The 16,888-nt window shown below is 56.2% G+C and carries 20 protein-coding genes and 1 tRNA gene; 9 read left to right on the plus strand and 12 right to left on the minus strand.

Going from position 1 to position 16,888, the window contains the following annotated elements; genetic code table 11:
* Positions 1-98: 98 nt before the first annotated feature.
* The 6 genes from ERE07_RS11815 (at position 99) to ERE07_RS11840 (ending at position 3,830) form a co-directional block, all read left to right on the plus strand.
* Positions 99-578: a hypothetical protein gene (locus ERE07_RS11815; protein ID WP_245153673.1), complete on the plus strand. Its 480-nt coding sequence runs from the start codon at positions 99-101 to the stop codon at positions 576-578.
* 107 nt (positions 579-685) lie between these two features.
* Complete coding sequence (locus ERE07_RS11820) at positions 686-979, plus strand: hypothetical protein (RefSeq protein WP_245153674.1); 294 nt, start codon at positions 686-688, stop codon at positions 977-979.
* Positions 980-993: 14 nt separating this feature from the next.
* Entirely contained in the window at positions 994-1,698 is a 705-nt protein-coding gene (locus ERE07_RS11825; protein ID WP_130009031.1) for a cytochrome b/b6 domain-containing protein, read from the plus strand.
* A gap of 95 nt (positions 1,699-1,793) precedes the next feature.
* On the plus strand, positions 1,794-3,170 hold the full coding sequence (gene purB / locus ERE07_RS11830) for an adenylosuccinate lyase (RefSeq protein WP_130009032.1): 1,377 nt from the start codon (positions 1,794-1,796) through the stop codon (positions 3,168-3,170).
* Between the two features lie 69 nt (positions 3,171-3,239).
* On the plus strand, positions 3,240-3,692 hold the full coding sequence (locus ERE07_RS11835; RefSeq protein ID WP_130009033.1) for a c-type cytochrome: 453 nt from the start codon (positions 3,240-3,242) through the stop codon (positions 3,690-3,692).
* Positions 3,693-3,754: 62 nt separating this feature from the next.
* A tRNA-Lys gene (locus tag ERE07_RS11840) sits at positions 3,755-3,830 on the plus strand.
* A gap of 181 nt (positions 3,831-4,011) precedes the next feature.
* Here ERE07_RS11840 and ERE07_RS11845 read toward each other — a convergent pair.
* Complete coding sequence (locus ERE07_RS11845; RefSeq protein WP_130009034.1) at positions 4,012-4,434, minus strand: helix-turn-helix domain-containing protein; 423 nt, start codon at positions 4,432-4,434, stop codon at positions 4,012-4,014.
* Positions 4,431-4,718, minus strand: a complete 288-nt coding sequence (locus tag ERE07_RS11850) for a type II toxin-antitoxin system HigB family toxin (protein WP_130009035.1) — start codon at positions 4,716-4,718, stop codon at positions 4,431-4,433. Before ERE07_RS11850 ends, ERE07_RS11845 begins: the two co-directional genes overlap by 4 nt.
* 197 nt (positions 4,719-4,915) lie before the next feature.
* On the opposite strand from ERE07_RS11850, the gene ERE07_RS11855 reads away from it, so the two are divergent.
* Positions 4,916-5,125, plus strand: a complete 210-nt coding sequence (locus ERE07_RS11855) for a hypothetical protein (RefSeq protein ID WP_130009036.1) — start codon at positions 4,916-4,918, stop codon at positions 5,123-5,125.
* Positions 5,126-5,128: 3 nt separating this feature from the next.
* Here the strand turns inward: ERE07_RS11855 and ERE07_RS11860 are convergent, their stop codons facing one another.
* Together ERE07_RS11860 and ERE07_RS11865 are read right to left on the minus strand one after the other, a co-directional pair.
* Positions 5,129-5,350, minus strand: coding sequence for a hypothetical protein (locus ERE07_RS11860; RefSeq protein ID WP_130009037.1), 222 nt, complete (start codon positions 5,348-5,350; stop codon positions 5,129-5,131).
* Between the two features lie 349 nt (positions 5,351-5,699).
* Positions 5,700-5,939, minus strand: a complete 240-nt coding sequence (locus ERE07_RS11865) for a hypothetical protein (RefSeq protein WP_130009038.1) — start codon at positions 5,937-5,939, stop codon at positions 5,700-5,702.
* A 279-nt stretch (positions 5,940-6,218) separates the two neighbouring features.
* Here ERE07_RS11865 and ERE07_RS11870 point away from each other — a divergent pair, with 279 nt between their 5' ends.
* Positions 6,219-6,833, plus strand: coding sequence for a glutathione S-transferase N-terminal domain-containing protein (locus tag ERE07_RS11870; protein WP_130009039.1), 615 nt, complete (start codon positions 6,219-6,221; stop codon positions 6,831-6,833).
* A gap of 64 nt (positions 6,834-6,897) precedes the next feature.
* Here the strand turns inward: ERE07_RS11870 and ERE07_RS11875 are convergent, their stop codons facing one another.
* Genes ERE07_RS11875 through ERE07_RS21695 form a run of 8 tightly spaced genes read right to left on the minus strand, consistent with a single transcriptional unit; the run spans position 6,898 to position 15,779 of the window.
* The gene (locus tag ERE07_RS11875; RefSeq protein WP_130009040.1) at positions 6,898-7,719 is read right to left on the minus strand and encodes a sulfite exporter TauE/SafE family protein; all 822 of its coding nucleotides are present in this window, start codon (positions 7,717-7,719) and stop codon (positions 6,898-6,900) included.
* Between the two features lie 49 nt (positions 7,720-7,768).
* Positions 7,769-8,884, minus strand: a complete 1,116-nt coding sequence (gene mnmA, locus ERE07_RS11880; protein ID WP_130009041.1) for a tRNA 2-thiouridine(34) synthase MnmA — start codon at positions 8,882-8,884, stop codon at positions 7,769-7,771.
* Positions 8,885-8,920: 36 nt separating this feature from the next.
* Positions 8,921-10,159 carry a glycolate oxidase subunit GlcF gene (glcF, locus tag ERE07_RS11885; protein WP_130009042.1) on the minus strand — a complete coding sequence of 413 codons (1,239 nt, stop codon included), beginning with the start codon at positions 10,157-10,159 and terminating at the stop codon, positions 8,921-8,923.
* A 9-nt stretch (positions 10,160-10,168) separates the two neighbouring features.
* Complete coding sequence (gene glcE / locus ERE07_RS11890; RefSeq protein ID WP_130009043.1) at positions 10,169-11,284, minus strand: glycolate oxidase subunit GlcE; 1,116 nt, start codon at positions 11,282-11,284, stop codon at positions 10,169-10,171.
* 10 nt (positions 11,285-11,294) lie between these two features.
* Positions 11,295-12,788 (minus strand): FAD-linked oxidase C-terminal domain-containing protein, encoded by a 1,494-nt coding sequence (locus ERE07_RS11895; RefSeq protein WP_130009044.1) that lies wholly within the window; start codon positions 12,786-12,788, stop codon positions 11,295-11,297.
* A 39-nt stretch (positions 12,789-12,827) separates the two neighbouring features.
* Positions 12,828-14,240, minus strand: coding sequence for an FAD-binding oxidoreductase (locus ERE07_RS11900; RefSeq protein WP_130009045.1), 1,413 nt, complete (start codon positions 14,238-14,240; stop codon positions 12,828-12,830).
* A gap of 52 nt (positions 14,241-14,292) precedes the next feature.
* Entirely contained in the window at positions 14,293-15,387 is a 1,095-nt protein-coding gene (aroG, locus tag ERE07_RS11905) for a 3-deoxy-7-phosphoheptulonate synthase AroG (protein WP_130009046.1), read from the minus strand.
* Entirely contained in the window at positions 15,339-15,779 is a 441-nt protein-coding gene (locus ERE07_RS21695; RefSeq protein WP_167670860.1) for a hypothetical protein, read from the minus strand. The genes aroG and ERE07_RS21695 overlap by 49 nt, the downstream gene beginning before the upstream one ends.
* 231 nt (positions 15,780-16,010) lie before the next feature.
* Between ERE07_RS21695 and ehuB the strand changes: the two genes are divergently transcribed.
* Positions 16,011-16,868 (plus strand): ectoine/hydroxyectoine ABC transporter substrate-binding protein EhuB, encoded by an 858-nt coding sequence (gene ehuB / locus ERE07_RS11910; RefSeq protein WP_130009047.1) that lies wholly within the window; start codon positions 16,011-16,013, stop codon positions 16,866-16,868.
* Positions 16,869-16,888: the final 20 nt, after the last annotated feature.

The following is a 16,888-nucleotide window of genomic DNA, read 5'->3' on the forward strand; positions in this document are numbered from 1 at the left end:
AAATGTAATAGAACTTACAATATACGTATCCCATGCAGCCGCTTGTAACATCGCATTACCCATTCATGGCACATTCGGACACCACCATGCGCGTTTTAATGCGTACATCTCTTGCGATTGTCCTCTTGCTGTCGGGAGGATCATCACTCGCCAGTTCCCCGCCAACGTGGCCGGTCAGCCCCTCACGCATGGAGCTCTCAACCCCGTACGGCACCTTGCATGTCAATGCCAGCGAATACGTTTACGAATCCCGTCTCTTCATCGACAACACCGAAGTCACGCCGGCCATTCGCGGCATTCTGAATATCACTTACGCATTCAAGCGTCCAAAGGCGTTGGTGGCGCTGGTTTCCATCGACAATGGCAGCAGCGACTGCCCCGTTGTGTATCGATGGATCATTCTCGACAAGGCCGGCTATACGGTCTCACCGGAATTTGGCTCTTGCTCCGAAAACATCAAGGTGTCCGCCACCGGCCAGCTTCTGACGCTGCGCACACCTAGTTCGCAAAAGCCGGATAAAATCGACATATATACCTACGACGGCAAAACGGTCCGGCGTTCCACCACTCCGAAATAAGCAGACGAAACCAAAACTTGACTACTTCCAGCAACGACACTACGGGCGGCCCAGGCAAACAGCCTTGGGGTTTTCTTCACCCAGAATGCCATGGCCGGAACGCGCTAATGTTCTTTAGCTGGGATCTTGCGCGCGCCATCGAAGAACAATTCCAGCTGCATGAGCATTTTTCGCTGGAGGTTCGTCTGGCGGAGGCGCAAAAGGCCGTAGACCGCCTGCTCAATCAGTATGTGCAGATTCAGGCCAATCCGGGTGCCTTCGAAGGCCAAAGCATTACCCTGAGCCTGGAGGTGGACGAAGACAGCCCAGAAACGCCGGTTCTCGCCCTGCACACGTCAGCCCATCTCGAACAGCTTATTCTTGAGGTCCAGGCCGAACAGGCGCCCCGCAGCGTCAACTAGTACTTTTTTGGAATATGACTACACCACACAGCAAGGTCAGGGTGTGGGATCTGCCCACCCGTGTTTTTCACTGGGCGCTTGTCGCCTGTATTATCGGCGCCTACGTGACAGTGAAGTTGGGCGGACTGTGGATGGATTGGCATACGCGATTTGGTCTCGCGGTGCTGGCGCTGATCATATTCCGCCTCATATGGGGTGTGGTCGGCCCCCGTTACGCGCGTTTCTCCCAATTCGTGCGGGGGCCGCGCACAGTGCTGGCATATCTGCGTGGCCGGCTTTCCCCTGTCGCAGGCCACAATCCGCTTGGCGCTTTTTCCGTCATAGCGCTTTTGCTGATCATCGGCACGCAAGCGGGCAGCGGCCTGTTCGCCAACGACGATGTCATGACCAGCGGCCCCCTGGCCTACCTGGACAATGCCTGGTCCAGCCGTCTTACCTGGCTGCACAATATCAATGAGTGGATCATCATCGCCGTCGTGGCGTTACATGTCTGCGCCATCCTGTGGTATCGCATTGTCTTGAAGAAAAACCTGGTGCGGGCCATGGTGCTTGGCGATATGCAGATCGATGCCACAAGTGACTGGCCGGCTGATGGAATCAAGCACGCGCAAGACAACTGGGGCGTACGCCTTGCCGCGCTGCTTCTCTTTGCTGCCATCTGCGCAGCAGTCTGGTGGCTGACAACCCTCGCCCCGACGGGTGATTACTCTTTTATGTAGTCACAGATCAGTCATCTTCCAGACATAAACTGAGTGCCATAACGAGCGCAGGCCGGATGTTAGAATTCAGGCTATTTTCCTTTCTCCGAACAGCCATGAAAATCACTCAGCAAATCAGCCAACTCAACGCCCTTTCACCACTCGATGGCCGCTATGCTGCAAAAGGCCTGGTCTTGCGGGAAACACTTTCGGAAGCCGCCTTCATGGCTCACCGGGTAGAGGTTGAAATCGCGTGGCTCATCGAACTGTCCGATGCCGGGCTGCCGGAACTCACCCCTTTTTCGGCCGAAGGGCGCGCCACGCTCAAAAATCTGGTCGACACGTTCTCCGAAGACGATGCCGCCCGCATCAAAGAAATCGAGAAAACAACCAACCATGATGTCAAGGCCGTCGAGTACTGGCTCAAGGAGCAGGTCGCCGGCAACGCCGAACTCGCCGCAGCGGCAGAATTCATACATTTTGCCTGCACCTCCGAAGACATCAACAACACTGCGCATGCACTGATGCTCACGCGCGCCAGGGCGGATTTCATCACTCCGAGTCTGCGACAGCTCTACGAACAACTCAGATCGCTTGCGCACCAGTTCGCGGAGCAACCCATGCTGTCGCGGACCCACGGCCAGCCAGCCAGTCCCACGACACTGGGCAAAGAGTTCGCCAACGTGGCAGCGCGCCTGAATCACGCCATTGCCGCAATCGAAGCCGTCCAGCCTCTGGCAAAGATGAACGGCGCTACAGGCAACTACAATGCGCACCTTGCCGCTTATCCAGAAGTGGACTGGACAGCCTTCAGCGCTGGCGTACTTTCCAACCTCGGGTTGACGCAAAACCCCTACTCCATCCAGATTGAACCCCACGACTGGATGGCGGCGCTGTTCGATGCCATCGCCCGAGCCAACACAATCATCCTGGATCTCGACCGCGACATCTGGGGCTACATTTCGCTGGGCTACTTCAAGCAGCGCCTGAAAGAAGGTGAGGTCGGCTCTTCGACCATGCCACACAAAGTCAATCCCATCGATTTTGAAAACTCCGAAGGCAATCTGGGCCTGGCCAACGCCATGCTGCGCCACCTTTCCGAAAAGCTGCCGATATCGCGCTGGCAACGCGATCTCACCGACTCCACAGTACTGCGCAACCTGGGAGTTGCGCTTGGCTACTGTGCCGTCGCCTACGACGCCTGCCTACGTGGCCTGGGCAAGCTTGAACTGAATGCAGCGGCCATTGACGAAGACATAGACAATTGCTGGGAAGTGCTGGCCGAACCCGTACAAACTGTCATGCGACGCTACGGTCTTCCTCAGCCCTACGAGCAACTCAAGGCCCTGACGCGGGGCAAAGGCATTAATCGCGAAGGCCTTACGGAATTCATCACCGGCCTGGATTTGCCCTCCGAACCCAAGGCGCGACTCTTGGCCATGACGCCGCGCAGCTACATCGGGCTGGCGGCAGAGCTGGCTCGCGCTATCTGACCTTTTCACGGGAAACCGCAAGCGTCCTCAACTGAGCGGTCTCCAATTTTGTACGCCCTGGAGGTAAAAATGAAGAAACGTATCGCTCTGTTTGCCACGGCAGCAGTCGTCACCCTGGCCTGTATGCCCGCAGGCGCGCAATTCAAAGATGCCGATGCCGCGATTGATTATCGCGAAGCAGCCATGACATTGCTGGGCTCGCACTTTGGCCGTATGGCGCCTGTCGCCAAAAAAGAGGCGCCTTACGACAAAGACGCCATCAAGGCCAATGTCGCCATTCTCAACACGCTGGCGACTTTACCCTGGGCGGGCTTTGGCGAAGGCACGGAAGGCGGCGATGCGAAGGATGAAATCTGGAGCGATCCCGAAGGCTTCAAACAAGCAGAGGACAAGTTTCACGCTGGAATGAAAAAGCTCACAGCCGCTGCGGATGCCGGTGATTTTGATGCCTTCCGCGTTGCTTTTGGCGAAGTCGGCAAGAGCTGCAAATCCTGCCACGACTCCTATCGCGAAAAAGATTAATACCTTCTTAGCGATTTGCGCATCACATAAAAACGTTCTATACTAGCTCTCTTTTCTGAGAAGGGCTGTTAGCTCAGTTGGTAGAGCAGCGGACTCTTAATCCGTAGGTCGGGCGTTCGAGCCGCCCACAGCCCACCAGCAATATCAAACACTTACGCCAATCCTTCGGGGTTGGCGTTTTTGTTTTTCTGGTCGAGTATCAGACAGCGGCTAATATCCCGATGCTGTAGCGACACATCCAGCCGATACCTGATGAGTCGTGAACCAGTCACGTCACACCATATCGGGCTTTGCGCTGTCCTGCAATGGCGAAGCTTATTTAATGCACAGGGCTAACAGGCTCAATGAACAGATCTGCACTGACGTGAAACCGCCCCACTAAAGCGGCAATCTGACGAGCATTAAGCATTCGGCGTCCGGAAAGAATTTCGGACACTACGCCCTGGCTCCCTATTTCCGGTAAATCAGTCTGCGTCAGGCCGTGCTGTTCCATGAAAAACCGCAACATCTCGCGCGGAGAGGCCACTGGCAATGCATGGTTCTTATCGTCATAATCAGCAATCAGGCCGCTGATCAGCCCAAACAAGCCGGACAGTTCCTCCCCCTCTCCCGCCAACCCGCTGTCAACCAAGCCATCGGCGAGGGCGACCATGCGGTCGTAATCTGTCTCGTTTTGAATGGGGCCTATCCCTGTTACGTCTTGCAGGGCAGCCCAGCTTGCTCGAATGTCATTTAGTTTCATTTTCTCCAAGCTCCCTTGTCATATTCAGCATGCGTCAACACATGCTTGATGTAAGCCATCTGATGTACGGAATGCAAAAAAGCGATCAGACGATATTTGTTACCGCCAATATTAAATACATATAAATCCCCGACCCTGTCCACGCTCCCAAACTGCTGACGCAAAGCATTAAAGCTACTAAACACATGCAGCTCCATCGCTCTACGCCACGCCTGTAATGGCACTCTTGCATCTGGATGCTTAGCGGCGAATTCGACCAGGCGGCGGTTTGTTATGACTCTCATGACACAATTATCTCAAAATGAGATTTGAGAGACAAGTCATTCTTTCAGATGATTCTCGATCCCTCAGCTTAACCCTGTAGCGTCTTTTGCCGGGGCTGCTTTGGCATAGAAATTCATCTCCCAACGGTTTGCCTAGAGTAGAAAACAATGCACGCGGCCTGGGCGAAAAGATCGATCACGCAAGGAGGCGCTGAAAAATGAAGAAGGAACAGGAACGCGGATTTTTTGACAAATACTTTTCTACTGGCATCCGACCCGTATGCCCAAAGTGCGGCCACCAGGGTTTTATGGTGCTGCATGACGACGCCGTGGTGAATTCGGACAAAGCGATTGCCATCGTCGCGTGCGCATCGAAAGGCTGTCACGCCGCGATTGGCGTCCTTCCGGCCAGCGCAGTGTGGGCATAGGCATCAGGCCTTATAGACGATCTGATCCCGTTCCTGCCCACTGGATACGCAATATCCGGACTCCAGCCATACGAGCTCGCGCTTGATTGACCTGCCATCTTTCAAGTCCATGAGATAACCGTGAAACGTGGGTTCGCCGGCTTCCGATTCCCGACGCAACTGAATAAAGGCAACATGTCCTGATTTCGTTACGTAGATATCCAAACATGTGATGATCTTTCTCATGTTATTTCTCTCGGCAATATATAAATTTCTTTTAGGAATAAACTATATTGTGCATTGCAACATTAGAAATGTCCATGTTCGCCAGGCGCACCGAGTGAAAAAGACAACAGCTTTTTGTATGACAGTTGGGCAACGAAAATTTGACCGCATCACTGGATGCTTGTCATCGTCGTCGTAAGCCTGGCTGAAGATCAGGGCCCGCAGCAACACCGTCGCCGTTCGGTTTTTATTATTAATCTACGCTGTCAAGGCTATGTGATAAGACTCATCGCATGTCGTGCGCATGCACCGGTTTTAACCACGTCCATTCTTTTTTGACGGGTTGCGTGCGCAGTAGATCAGGACAAGCCTAGACCACGCGCTTGACCCGGTCTGCCAGCATGCGGTCCTCAATCAGGCCGACGATTTCATCATTTTTGGCGCGCGCCTGCTCCCGCATTAGAAACCACCGCTCTCGTGCCCTGAATCGCTCGGAGAAATTGCAACCTCTCTCCGAGACTCTCAATAGCTCAAGCAATTGTTTCTCGGACGCTTTCAGCCTGGCAAATTCCTGTAAAGCAAGCGAAACCTTATGCTCCCATTGCCCCATGTCGCTCCCCGTTCGACAAAAACAACTGTTGCCAAATTGTTTGAATGTAGGAGAATAAACATAGTGTGAAGCGCTAGTCAATTAAAAAACTATTGGCGTTATTACAATGAAAGATTGATTACAGACAGTCTGCGTTACATTGAGCGGTCCCAGCCCCGAAGCATTTACACGACACTTTTGTGACTTAATACCAATTGCAGGCTTTAGCCGCCCTTTCCCAAGGGAATCAGGGCTGTATCCTGCTATACTTTTTTTGCCCCACAACTTCCAGAATTTCTCATGAAACTCATCGGTTCGCTCACAAGCCCTTACGTTCGCAAAGTGCGAGTTGTAATGGCCGAAAAAAAACTCGACTACGAATTCGTACTCGAAAATGTGTGGGCCGAGGATACCCGGATACAGAGTCATAACCCACTGGGCAAGATTCCCTGTCTCCTCATGGATGACAATGGGAGCCTGTTTGATTCCCGCGTCATCGTCGAGTATCTCGATACCCTTTCTCCGGTCGGCAGGCTAATACCGCAGCCAGGCCGCGACCGCGCGGCCGTCAAGTGCTGGGAAGCCATCGCCGACGGCGTACTCGACGCCGCGGTTGCCATCAATATAGAAAAAAACCGCAGGCCTGAGCATTTGCGCAGCGAACAATGGATAGAGCGGCAATTGGGCAAGATTAGCGCCGGGCTGCACTCTATGGATGCCAGCCTTGGCGATCAGCCTTTCTGCATGGGTATCAATTTCGGACTGGCCGATGTAGCGGTCGGTTGTGCCCTGGGCTATCTGGATCTGCGCGTTCCTGATATGGATTGGCGTGCCCAGCATGCAAATCTTCGCCGTCTCAACGAAAAGCTGCAGGAGCGCCCTTCTTTCAGCGCAACGCGGCCTCCGGAAGGCTGACGCCAGCAAGGCCTTGGCCCCTGTGCGCCAAATTTGGCGCCGCACGCCTTGCGACGCCGCCACCTCAGCCCAAGGACATCTGTTGCCAGCCCTTGAACAGCATGTACACAGAGAGTGCGAACAACAAGCAGGCGAACAAGCGTCTCAGGGTCGCCACAGGCAATCTATGCGTGCAGCGCGCACCCAAAGGTGCCGTCACGACACTCATTGCTGATAAAACAACGAGCGCAGGCCAATAAATATAGCCCACCATGCCCGGCTGGCCTCCAACCTGCTGAAAACCGGAATAGATATAGCCCGCGCTGTTTGCGATGGCTATGAAAAACCCCAGCGCCGCCGAGGTTGCGACGGCATTGCGCATGGAGATATTGCCGCGCACCATGAAAGGAACGGATAAAAAGCCGCCACCGGCGCCTAAAAACCCTGACACAAATCCTATCGCAGCACCCACGCCAAAGGTGGCGCTGCGGGCCGGCATGGTCCTGCCTGGCCCTGGTGGTTTCCCCTTCAACATCCTGTAGGCGGAATACCCTACGAACAGAGCAAAAAAAAGCGACAGCCAAACACCACTGATGTGCGAAAACACCGCACCGCCCGATAACAGGCCACCTGCGACCAGTCCGGGCCCCATGACAGAGACAATATCCCAGCGGATTGCGCCCTGCCTATGGTGGGCCCGCATGCTGGAGATTGAGGTAAACACGATTGTCGCCATGGCGGTGGCAATCGCTGCGTGCACAACCAGTTCTTTGGGCACCCCATAGACGGGAAATAGCATGGCCAGAAACGGCACGAGCATCATGCCGCCTCCAATGCCCAACAGTCCAGCGGCAAAGCCGACAGTGGCGCCCAGGACGACCAGGCAAAAGATGAAAACAGGATCCATGGAATGGGCGCGCTATCGTTAGTGGACGAAGTACAAAAAAGGCTCTGGGTCAGACGATAATGCCGCCGCCAAGACACACGTCGCCGTCATACAGCACGGCAGACTGGCCCGGCGTGACTGCCCACTGGTCTTGATCAAAATTCAGGAAAAAACCGGCCTGCTGCGCCTGTTTCAGTTCGCACTGCGCATCCGACTGGCGATAGCGGGTCTTGGCCGAGTACCTGCCCGCTGCCGGCTCAACACCTGCCACCCAACTTGCATCCTGCGCCTGCAGATTGGCCTGGAGCAGCCACGGGTGGTCATGCCCCTGAACAACATAGAGCGTATTGCTATCAAGATCCTTGCGGGCGGTGTACCAGGCATCCGCCGTGCCGTCGTCTCGTTGGCGGCCCTTGACGCCGCCTATGCCCAGGCCCTTGCGCTGCCCCAGCGTGTAGAAGGCCAATCCTTGATGCTCACCGACCACGTCGCCCTCGGGTGTCTTGATCGGGCCCGGATGTGTCGGTAGATAGCGATTGAGGAATTCACGGAAAGGCCGTTCACCTATAAAACAGATGCCGGTGGAATCCTTTTTGCCGGCATTGGGCAGGCCCAGAGACTGCGCAATCTTCCTGACCTCGGTCTTGCGTAGTTCGCCAAGAGGAAACAAGGTGCGCGCTAATTGCGCCTGACTTAGTCTGTGCAAAAAATAACTCTGGTCCTTACTTTGATCCAGCGCCTTGAGCAGCTGATATTGCGGCCCAGCCGCACCTTCCAGGCACCGTACACGCGCGTAGTGTCCCGTGGCGATGCGTTCCGCGCCCAAGAGCATGGCATGGTCGAGAAACGCCTTGAACTTGATCTCGGCGTTGCAGAGAACATCGGGATTTGGCGTACGACCTGCCGAATACTCGCGCAAAAAATCGGCAAAGACGCGATCTTTGTACTCCGCCGCAAAATTGACGGCCTCGATGTCAACGCCGATGACGTCGGCCACACTGGCGGCGTCCAGCCAATCCTGCCTGCTGGAGCAATACGCCGAGTCGTCATCGTCTTCCCAGTTCTTCATGAACAGGCCGAGTACATCGTAGCCCTGTTCCTTCAGCAGCCACGCAGTCACCGACGAGTCCACGCCGCCCGACATGCCAACGACGACACGCCCTTTTGTTGCTCTAGTATTTGCCATAACACTATTGTAGACGGACGCCAGGCATCCCTTGCTTCAGGCCCCTGGCCGCGACAGCGCTTCGTCCACCACCTCTATCCAGTGGCGCACCGGTGTTTGCGTCCCGCTTTGCAAATGCGTCACACAGCCAATATTGGACGAGACAATACAGGAAGGCTGCACCTGATCTATCGCCTCCAGCTTGCGATCCCTCAACTGCGTGGCAAGCTCGGGCTGCGTCACGGAATACGTGCCGGCCGAGCCGCAGCACAGGTGCGAATCCGTGAAGGGCTTGAGATTAAAGCCCAAATCAGACAACAAGCGCTCGTTCACGCCGCGCAGGCCTTGCCAGTGCTGAAGCGTGCAAGGCGGATGAAACGCCACGCTGTCTGGCAGCGACGTCATGGCAGCCTTGAGCTGAGACGCATAGGGGGCCAGCACTTCGGATATATCGCGAACCTTGTCCACCACTTTCAGCGCCTTGGCGGCGTAATCCGGATCATGTCTAAGATGATGGGCATATTCCCGTATCATCGCGCCGCATCCCGAGGCATTGATGACGATGGCCTCAATGTTTTCGCGCTCCAGCATGGGCAGCCATGCATCGATGTTGCGGCGCATTTGTGCCAGCGCCGCTTCTTGCGCATCGAGGTGAAAATTGATCGCGCCGCAGCATCCGGACGCGGGCACATCCTGCACGCCAATACCCACGGCATCCAGCACACGCAGCGTTGCCGCATCAATACTGGGCATCATGTCTGGCTGAACACACCCGCGCGGCATCAACACCTGTCGCGCATGGCGCCGTCCGTTGCCTGGCAGTGCGCCTGCCGGTCTTTGCGCGGGAATCTTGTTACGCAACACCGGCGGGAGCAAGGGCTTGACCAAGCGCCCGAGTCGAAGCGCCGGTCCGAACAGACGTGACGTAAGCAGTCGACGCAACGTGCCACGCATCAGCCGCTGCGACAGAGGGCGCTCGACACGCTCATCCACCAGAGCCCGGCCTATGTCGACCAATGCACCATATTCCACGCCTGAGGGACAAGTGGTTTCACAGTTGCGGCAGGTCAGGCAACGATCCAGATGCGTCTGCGTGGCACTGGTGACCTCGGCCCCCTCGAGTACCTGCTTGATCAGATAGATGCGTCCGCGTGGACTGTCGAGTTCGTTGCCCAACACTTGATAGGTCGGGCAGGTCGCCAGACAAAACCCGCAATGCACGCAGCGTCGCAGAATTTCATCGGCGTCGTTGCCGACGTCAGTATCACGTGCCCATGTTGCCAAGTTTGTTTGCACGATTACGCCTCAAAATTCGGGAAACAGGCGACCAGGATTGAAAATCCCAGCCGGATCCAGCTCCTGCTTCAGTCGCTGGTTGATATTGCGAAGCGCAGGCTGCAACGGATGGAATACTGGCACATCCAGAGGGCGCGTAGCATAGCGATACAAGGTGGCATGTCCGCCACTGCGCGCCACGCGCTCACGCAACGTGCGCGCTCCATCCGCTGTCAGCGACGCCTCATCTGCGGCGACCCAACGCAGGCCGCCGTTCCACTCTATCAGCGTGGCACCCAATCCCAGGGGTTCCACCTGTGGCGGAACGGCGACTCGCCACAAGGGCTTATGCTGAAAAAAAGCATCTGTCTGATCACGCAGCCCCACCCATAAGGCATCTGCCTGGTCTGCAGCGATGACTTCGCCGCCGACCTGTTGCAGACCATTGGCAACGGCCGGCTCGCTGCCTGACAATCGCACATGCAGGCTGCCGCTGCGACGGCCTTGTTCCTGCAGCCAGCGTGTTGCGGAAATTGGCAGAGGCTTGCTGCGCCATTGTGAAAACAAAGCCAGAGCTTCGCTTTCACTGGTCTCAAGCACGCAGGTTGTTTCCAACTGCGGCCGCGGGGCGATCTTGAGAGAAACCTCGATCAGTGCCCCGAAAATTCCCATGGAACCTGCCAGCAAGCGAGAAATGTCGTAACCGGCGACATTCTTCATGACTTCGCCGCCAAACGCAAGGATTTTCCCCGAGGAGTCCAGCAGGCGCGTGCCCAGTACGAAGTCGCGCAAACTCCCGGCCGCCATTCGGCGTGGACCCGATAGTCCGGTGGCCACCATTCCACCGACCGTGGATTCGGCCGCAAAGCGTGGTGGCTCAAACGCCAGCATCTGTCCTTCCGCTTCGAGTGCCGCTTCGATGTCACTTAGCCGGGTGCCCGCTTTCGCAGTGATCACGAGTTCGGAGGGCTGGTAGTTGATGATGCCCTGGTAGCCAGAGAGGTCCAGCACCGCCGTGCCGGGAAGGCCGGTCGGCAACGGTTCGCCATAAAACTGCCGGGTGCCTCCCCCGCGTATATAGAGCGGTCGCTCCGCACCACTTGCTGTCATGACCTGCTGACAAAGCTCAGATAAATCAAAATCCATGTGAAGGCCCTTAGAAACGTGGCAGGTCCGGAAAGCGGATTTCTCCGGCATGCACGTGCATTTTTCCGTATTCGGCGCAGCGTGCGAGCGTCGGTACCACTTTCTCTGGATTGAGCAGGCAATAGGGATCAAATGCCCGCTTGAAGGCCAGAAAGAAATCCAGTTCCTGGCGGGAGAACTGCACACACATCTGATTGATTTTCTCGATGCCTACGCCATGCTCGCCGGTAATCGTCCCGCCCACCTGCACACACAGCTCCAGGATGGCCGCCCCGAACTTCTCGGCACGCTCGACCTCGCCCGGCTTGTTGGAATCGAACAGTATCAGCGGGTGCAGATTTCCATCGCCAGCGTGAAACACGTTGGCGCAACGCAAACCGAATTCATCCTCCATTTCTTCTATTGCATTGAGCACACGCGCAAGATGACGCCGCGGAATCGTACCATCCATGCAATAGTAGTCGGGCGAAATGCGGCCCGCTGCGGGAAATGCATTCTTGCGGCCCGCCCAGAATGCAAGCCGTTCCTGCTCACTGCTCGAGACCTGCAGACGGGAGGCGCCGGCAGCGCGAAACACGGCTTCCATACGGGCGATCTCGTGCTCAACCTCCTGCTCCGTGCCGTCGGACTCGCATAGCAGCAAGGCATCCGCATCAAGGTCGTATCCAGCGTTGACGAACGGCTCGACCATATGCACAGCCCGCTTGTCCATCATTTCGAGTCCCGCGGGAATGATGCCTGCAGCAATCACATTGGCCACAGCCGCGCCCGCCGATTCAACGCTGGGAAAGCTGGCCATGATGACGCGTGCGCACGCCGGCGTGGGAATAAGCTTGACCGTCACTTCGGTGACAAGGCCCAGCATGCCTTCCGAACCTATGAAGGCTGCCAGCAAATCAAGCCCGGGGCTGTCGGGCGCCTCGGATCCCAGTTCGACGACATCCCCATCAATGGTCACGACCCGCACACGCAGTACATTGTGCACGGTCAAGCCGTATTTCAGGCAATGCACGCCGCCCGAATTCTCGGCAATATTGCCGCCGATCGTACAGGCGATCTGGCTGGAGGGGTCTGGCGCGTAATACAGCCCGTAGGGCGCTGCCGCCTCGGAAATCGCAAGATTGCGCACGCCGGGCTCGACGATGGCCGTCGCCGTATCGGGATCGATTTTTCGAATCTGGTTAAGTTTGCTCAGCCCGAGCAAAATACCTTGCGTATGCGGCATGGCGCCGCCCGAAAGACCGGTACCTGCGCCGCGCGCCACGACAGGAATATTAAAGGCCTTGCACGCCTGCAACACGGCAACGACCTGAGCTTCATTCTCGGGAAGAATGACAACAGGCGGCACCGCGCGATATAGAGAAAGGCCATCGCATTCGTAAGGCTTGGTATCTTCAACCTTTGACAGAATGCAATGCGCAGGCACATGTGCGCGCAGCCTGCCCAGCAGGCCAGCAAAATCCGGCGTTGTCTGGAACGCTGGACTTATCAATGTTTCAGTCATTGTCTCTCTTCTACGCTACACCCGATGGGCGTTGAACAATCAGGCTGGAGGAATAATCTTTCCCGGGTTGAGTATGTTATGGGGATCGAAGGCCTGTTTAAGACTAGTCATCAAATCCAGTGCATCCTGGCCATGTTCTGCCAGCATGAACTCCATTTTATGCAGCCCCACGCCATGTTCTCCGGTACACGTGCCATCCATGCCGATGGCACGCTCGACCAGACGGCGATTGATGCGCTCGGATTCTTCCCATTCGGCAGGATTATTCGGGTCGAGCAGCATCAATACATGGAAATTGCCATCGCCGACATGGCCAACAATGGTATAGGGGAAGCTGGCCGCATCGAGTTCCGCCGCCGTCTCGGAAACGCAATCCGCCAGCCTGGAAATGGGCACGCAGACATCGGTGGTGCTGGAGCGGCAACCGGGGCGCAATTGCAAGCCGGCAAAATAGGCATTGTGCCGCGCTGTCCAGAGACGGCTGCGATCCTCGGGCTGATCCGCCCACTCGAAATCCATGCCACCGTTATCGCGGGTAATGCTCTGCACAACCTCGGCCTGTTCGCGAACCCCCGCCGCGCTGCCGTGAAACTCAAACAACAAGAGGGGGGATTCCGTCAGCGACAGCTTGCTGTAGGCATTGGTTGCCTTGACCGCCCAGGCATCCATGAACTCAACCCGGGCAACCGGCACGCCCATTTGAATGATTTGGATTACGCTGCGCACGGCCGCATCCAGCGAGGGGAAGTTGCAAATGGCCGCGGAAATCGCCTCTGGCTGGGGATACAGACGTACCGTAACCTCGGTGATGATGCCCAGCGTTCCTTCGCACCCGACAAAGATGCGGGTCAAATCGTAACCAGCCGATGACTTGCGAGCCCGGTTCGCGGTTTCAATGACCCGTCCGTCTGCCGTCACAACTTTGAGGGACATGACGTTTTCGCGCATGGTGCCGTAGCGAACCGCATTGGTGCCAGAAGCGCGGGTGGCGGCCATGCCGCCCAGGCTGGCATCCGCCCCCGGATCGATAGGAAAGAAAAGGCCTGTATTGCGGATTTCCTCGTTGAGCTGCTTGCGGGTAACCCCCGCCTGCACCGTCGCGGTGAAATCCTCGTCGTTGACTGCGACGACCTGGTTCATGCCGGACACATCCAGGCTGATCCCGCCCTGCACGGCCAGCAAATGCCCCTCGAGTGAAGATCCCGCGCCATAGGGGATCAGCGGGACGCTATGCTGATGGCAATGACGCGCCACCCAGACGACGTCTTCCGTGCTCTGGGCAAAAACGACACCATCCGGCACCATGGGGGGATAGGGGGACTCATCTCGGCCGTGATGCTCACAGACGGCCCCGGCCGTCGAAAAACGGTCGCCGAATTGGTTTGCCAGCGCATCCAGAAAGCCTGGGGGAATTTCCCGACGCAGGCTTTGCACATGAGCGGGGGCATTCATTTGTAATCTCCTTTTGCAGGGGGATTAGCCCCCAAGGCGATGGTAACGCCTTTCAGGCGGTTGTGCCGATCAGGACATTTGCTGATTGCGCGCACGCCTGACGTCGATTCCGTACTGCCAGCGCCAGGCGTTCGAGCACCTGAACGGTCGAATCCCAACCGATACAGCCATCGGTAATACTCTGCCCGTAGGCAAGCGGCTGTCCGGCCACCAGGTCCTGCCGCCCATCGACGAGATGGCTTTCTATCATGACACCAAACAAGCATTGGCTGCCCGCTTCGAGCTGCGAAGAAATATCTTCCAGCACCAAAGGCTGATTCCGGTAATCTTTGTTGCTGTTGGCATGGCTGGCATCCACCATGATGCGCGGATTCAGGCCAGATTTGGTTAGCAACTGGCAGGCAGCGTCTACGTTGGCGGCATCGTAGTTGGGCGTTTTGCCGCCACGCAGAATGATATGGCAGTCATTATTGCCAACCGTGGACACAATGGCAGAATGGCCACCCTTGGTCACAGACAGGAAATGATGCGGCTGGGAAGCCGCCTTGATGGCATCAATGGCTATTTTTGTATTGCCGTCGGTTCCGTTTTTGAAGCCGACCGGGCAAGAAAGCCCCGACGCCAGCTCTCGGTGCACCTGGCTTTCGGTTGTGCGAGCGCCAATCGCGCCCCAAGATACCAGATCCGCAATATATTGCGGCGTGATCATATCGAGAAACTCACAACCCGCGGGCAACCCCAGTGCGTTGACGTCGATAAGCACTTCGCGGGCCGTGCGCAGGCCCTGATTGATATTGAAACTGCCGTCCAGCCCCGGATCGTTGATCAAGCCCTTCCAGCCCACTGTCGTGCGAGGTTTCTCGAAATACACCCGCATGATGATCTCGAGTTCGCCCTTGAAGCGTTCGCGCTGCACGACTAAATGACGTGCGTAATCGAGCGCGGCTGCCGGGTTATGAATGGAACATGGCCCTACGACAACCACCAGACGATCATCCTTGCCTTCGAGGATGTGATGCACGGCGCGGCGCGTGTCATGAACAGTCGTGGAAATTTCCGTGGTGCATGGAAATTCGCGCATGACATGGGCGGGAGGGCTTAGTTCTTTGATTTCGCGAATTCGTAAATCATCAGTGTTGTGCGACACGATTTAACTCCAGAGTGTGTTACCAGCCAGCGCGCGGAACAAAAAAGCCGCCTAGCGAAGCTGGCGGCTTTTTGGGAATCTTGCTTTTTTACTGCGTACGACGCTTCCCTTCCTCCACCAGCGGTTTCGGAAAAGCAAAATAAAAAAAGAAAAATGGGACGGCGTTGTACATAGTCAGCAAATCCTAGCACAGGAATCCGCTGTTTGCCAAGAGGAATTCCCTGATCTGCAACGCAGCTTATAACAATACGCCAATAATCCAGCGACGGTTTTCCAGCCTTGCCGTGATATTCATCTTTGCAGTCACGGCGCAACAGGTCTGAAACTTGCTGGAAAAACAATCGTGTAGCGGCATATTTACCAGCGGGCCGCGGATTATCCAATTTATGCAATTGATTTTTACGTGTCGATAATTGCGTTTATCTGCCCGCGATATAAGGAAAAATCGATTTGAACTCAAATTATTATGTAGTGTATGATTTTCCTCGTTACCATTTCGTGGCTAATGATCATTGGCGTATGTATCGTCCGTTATGTCAACGTCACCGGCCTCTTGGCATTTGAGGCTTGCAGCCAGGTCACCACGTATCATGCAGCCCATTACAGAAAAAGGAAGGACACTGATGAACAAGTTCCGCAGAACTACCCTCCTCGCCCTCGCCGCCTTTGCTGTCGGAGGCGTTTCCGCCCACGCAGGCGCAGCCACACTGCAAGAAATCAAAGACAGGGGCGTCGTCCGTATCGCCGTGGCGAACGAGATTCCCTACGGCTATATGGATATGGATGGCACTGCCAAAGGTCCCGGTCCGGACACCGCCAAACACATCATGGAGCAGTTGGGAATCAAGAAAATCGAATGGGTAACAACCAATTTCGGCTCGCTTATTCCCGGCCTCAGCGCCAATCGCTTTGATATGGTTGCCGCGGAAATGGCGATTCTGCCTCAGCGCTGCAAGGAAGTGCTGTTTTCCGAACCGAACAGCTCCTATGGTGAAGGCTTGCTCGTGGCCAAGGACAATCCAGACGATGTCCACACCTATGAGGATTTTGCCGACAACGACAAGAAGATCGCCATCATGGCGGGTGCCGACCAGCTCGAAATGCTGCAGGCGCTGGGCGTGCCGGGTGACCGCATGGTCACAATCTCAAATAATGCCGATGCAATTTCCACCGTTTCCACCGGCCGCGCAAGCGCCTATGCCGCCACCAGCCTGACCGTCAACCAGTTGGCCAGCAAAAGCGACAAGGTTGAAGAAGCCGCGGATTTCAAAGATCCCGTCATCGATGGCCAACCAGCGCGCAGTTGGGGTGGGTTCACCTTCAGCAAGAATGCCGAGGACTTGCGCGACGCCGTCAATGCAGAGCTGGCGAAATACAAAAAAACGCCTGAGTGGGAGAAAATGCTGACAGGCTATGGGTTTAGCGAAACCGACGCAAAAGAATCGTTCTCGCGAACCACGGAGCAGCTCTGCAAGGAGTAAAGCCCTTCGCCATGCCCACC

Origin of the sequence: Allopusillimonas ginsengisoli, assembly GCF_004153455.1 — a bacterium.
Classification (GTDB): domain Bacteria; phylum Pseudomonadota; class Gammaproteobacteria; order Burkholderiales; family Burkholderiaceae_B; genus Allopusillimonas; species Allopusillimonas ginsengisoli.

Coding starts and splice junctions, on each gene's coding strand:
- ERE07_RS11845 (WP_130009034.1), bottom strand. CDS start 4,434: ATGAAACTAAATGACATTCGAGCAAGCTGGGCTGCCCTGCAAGACGTA.
- ehuB (WP_130009047.1), top strand. CDS start 16,011: ATGAACAAGTTCCGCAGAACTACCCTCCTCGCCCTCGCCGCCTTTGCT.
- purB (WP_130009032.1), top strand. CDS start 1,794: ATGAAAATCACTCAGCAAATCAGCCAACTCAACGCCCTTTCACCACTC.
- glcE (WP_130009043.1), bottom strand. CDS start 11,284: ATGGATTTTGATTTATCTGAGCTTTGTCAGCAGGTCATGACAGCAAGT.
- ERE07_RS11875 (WP_130009040.1), bottom strand. CDS start 7,719: ATGGATCCTGTTTTCATCTTTTGCCTGGTCGTCCTGGGCGCCACTGTC.
- ERE07_RS11820 (WP_245153674.1), top strand. CDS start 686: ATGTTCTTTAGCTGGGATCTTGCGCGCGCCATCGAAGAACAATTCCAG.
- ERE07_RS11870 (WP_130009039.1), top strand. CDS start 6,219: ATGAAACTCATCGGTTCGCTCACAAGCCCTTACGTTCGCAAAGTGCGA.
- ERE07_RS11815 (WP_245153673.1), top strand. CDS start 99: ATGCGTACATCTCTTGCGATTGTCCTCTTGCTGTCGGGAGGATCATCA.
- ERE07_RS11825 (WP_130009031.1), top strand. CDS start 994: ATGACTACACCACACAGCAAGGTCAGGGTGTGGGATCTGCCCACCCGT.
- ERE07_RS11850 (WP_130009035.1), bottom strand. CDS start 4,718: ATGAGAGTCATAACAAACCGCCGCCTGGTCGAATTCGCCGCTAAGCAT.
- ERE07_RS11895 (WP_130009044.1), bottom strand. CDS start 12,788: ATGACTGAAACATTGATAAGTCCAGCGTTCCAGACAACGCCGGATTTT.
- ERE07_RS11835 (WP_130009033.1), top strand. CDS start 3,240: ATGAAGAAACGTATCGCTCTGTTTGCCACGGCAGCAGTCGTCACCCTG.
- ERE07_RS11860 (WP_130009037.1), bottom strand. CDS start 5,350: ATGAGAAAGATCATCACATGTTTGGATATCTACGTAACGAAATCAGGA.
- ERE07_RS11865 (WP_130009038.1), bottom strand. CDS start 5,939: ATGGGGCAATGGGAGCATAAGGTTTCGCTTGCTTTACAGGAATTTGCC.
- mnmA (WP_130009041.1), bottom strand. CDS start 8,884: ATGGCAAATACTAGAGCAACAAAAGGGCGTGTCGTCGTTGGCATGTCG.
- ERE07_RS11900 (WP_130009045.1), bottom strand. CDS start 14,240: ATGAATGCCCCCGCTCATGTGCAAAGCCTGCGTCGGGAAATTCCCCCA.
- ERE07_RS11855 (WP_130009036.1), top strand. CDS start 4,916: ATGAAGAAGGAACAGGAACGCGGATTTTTTGACAAATACTTTTCTACT.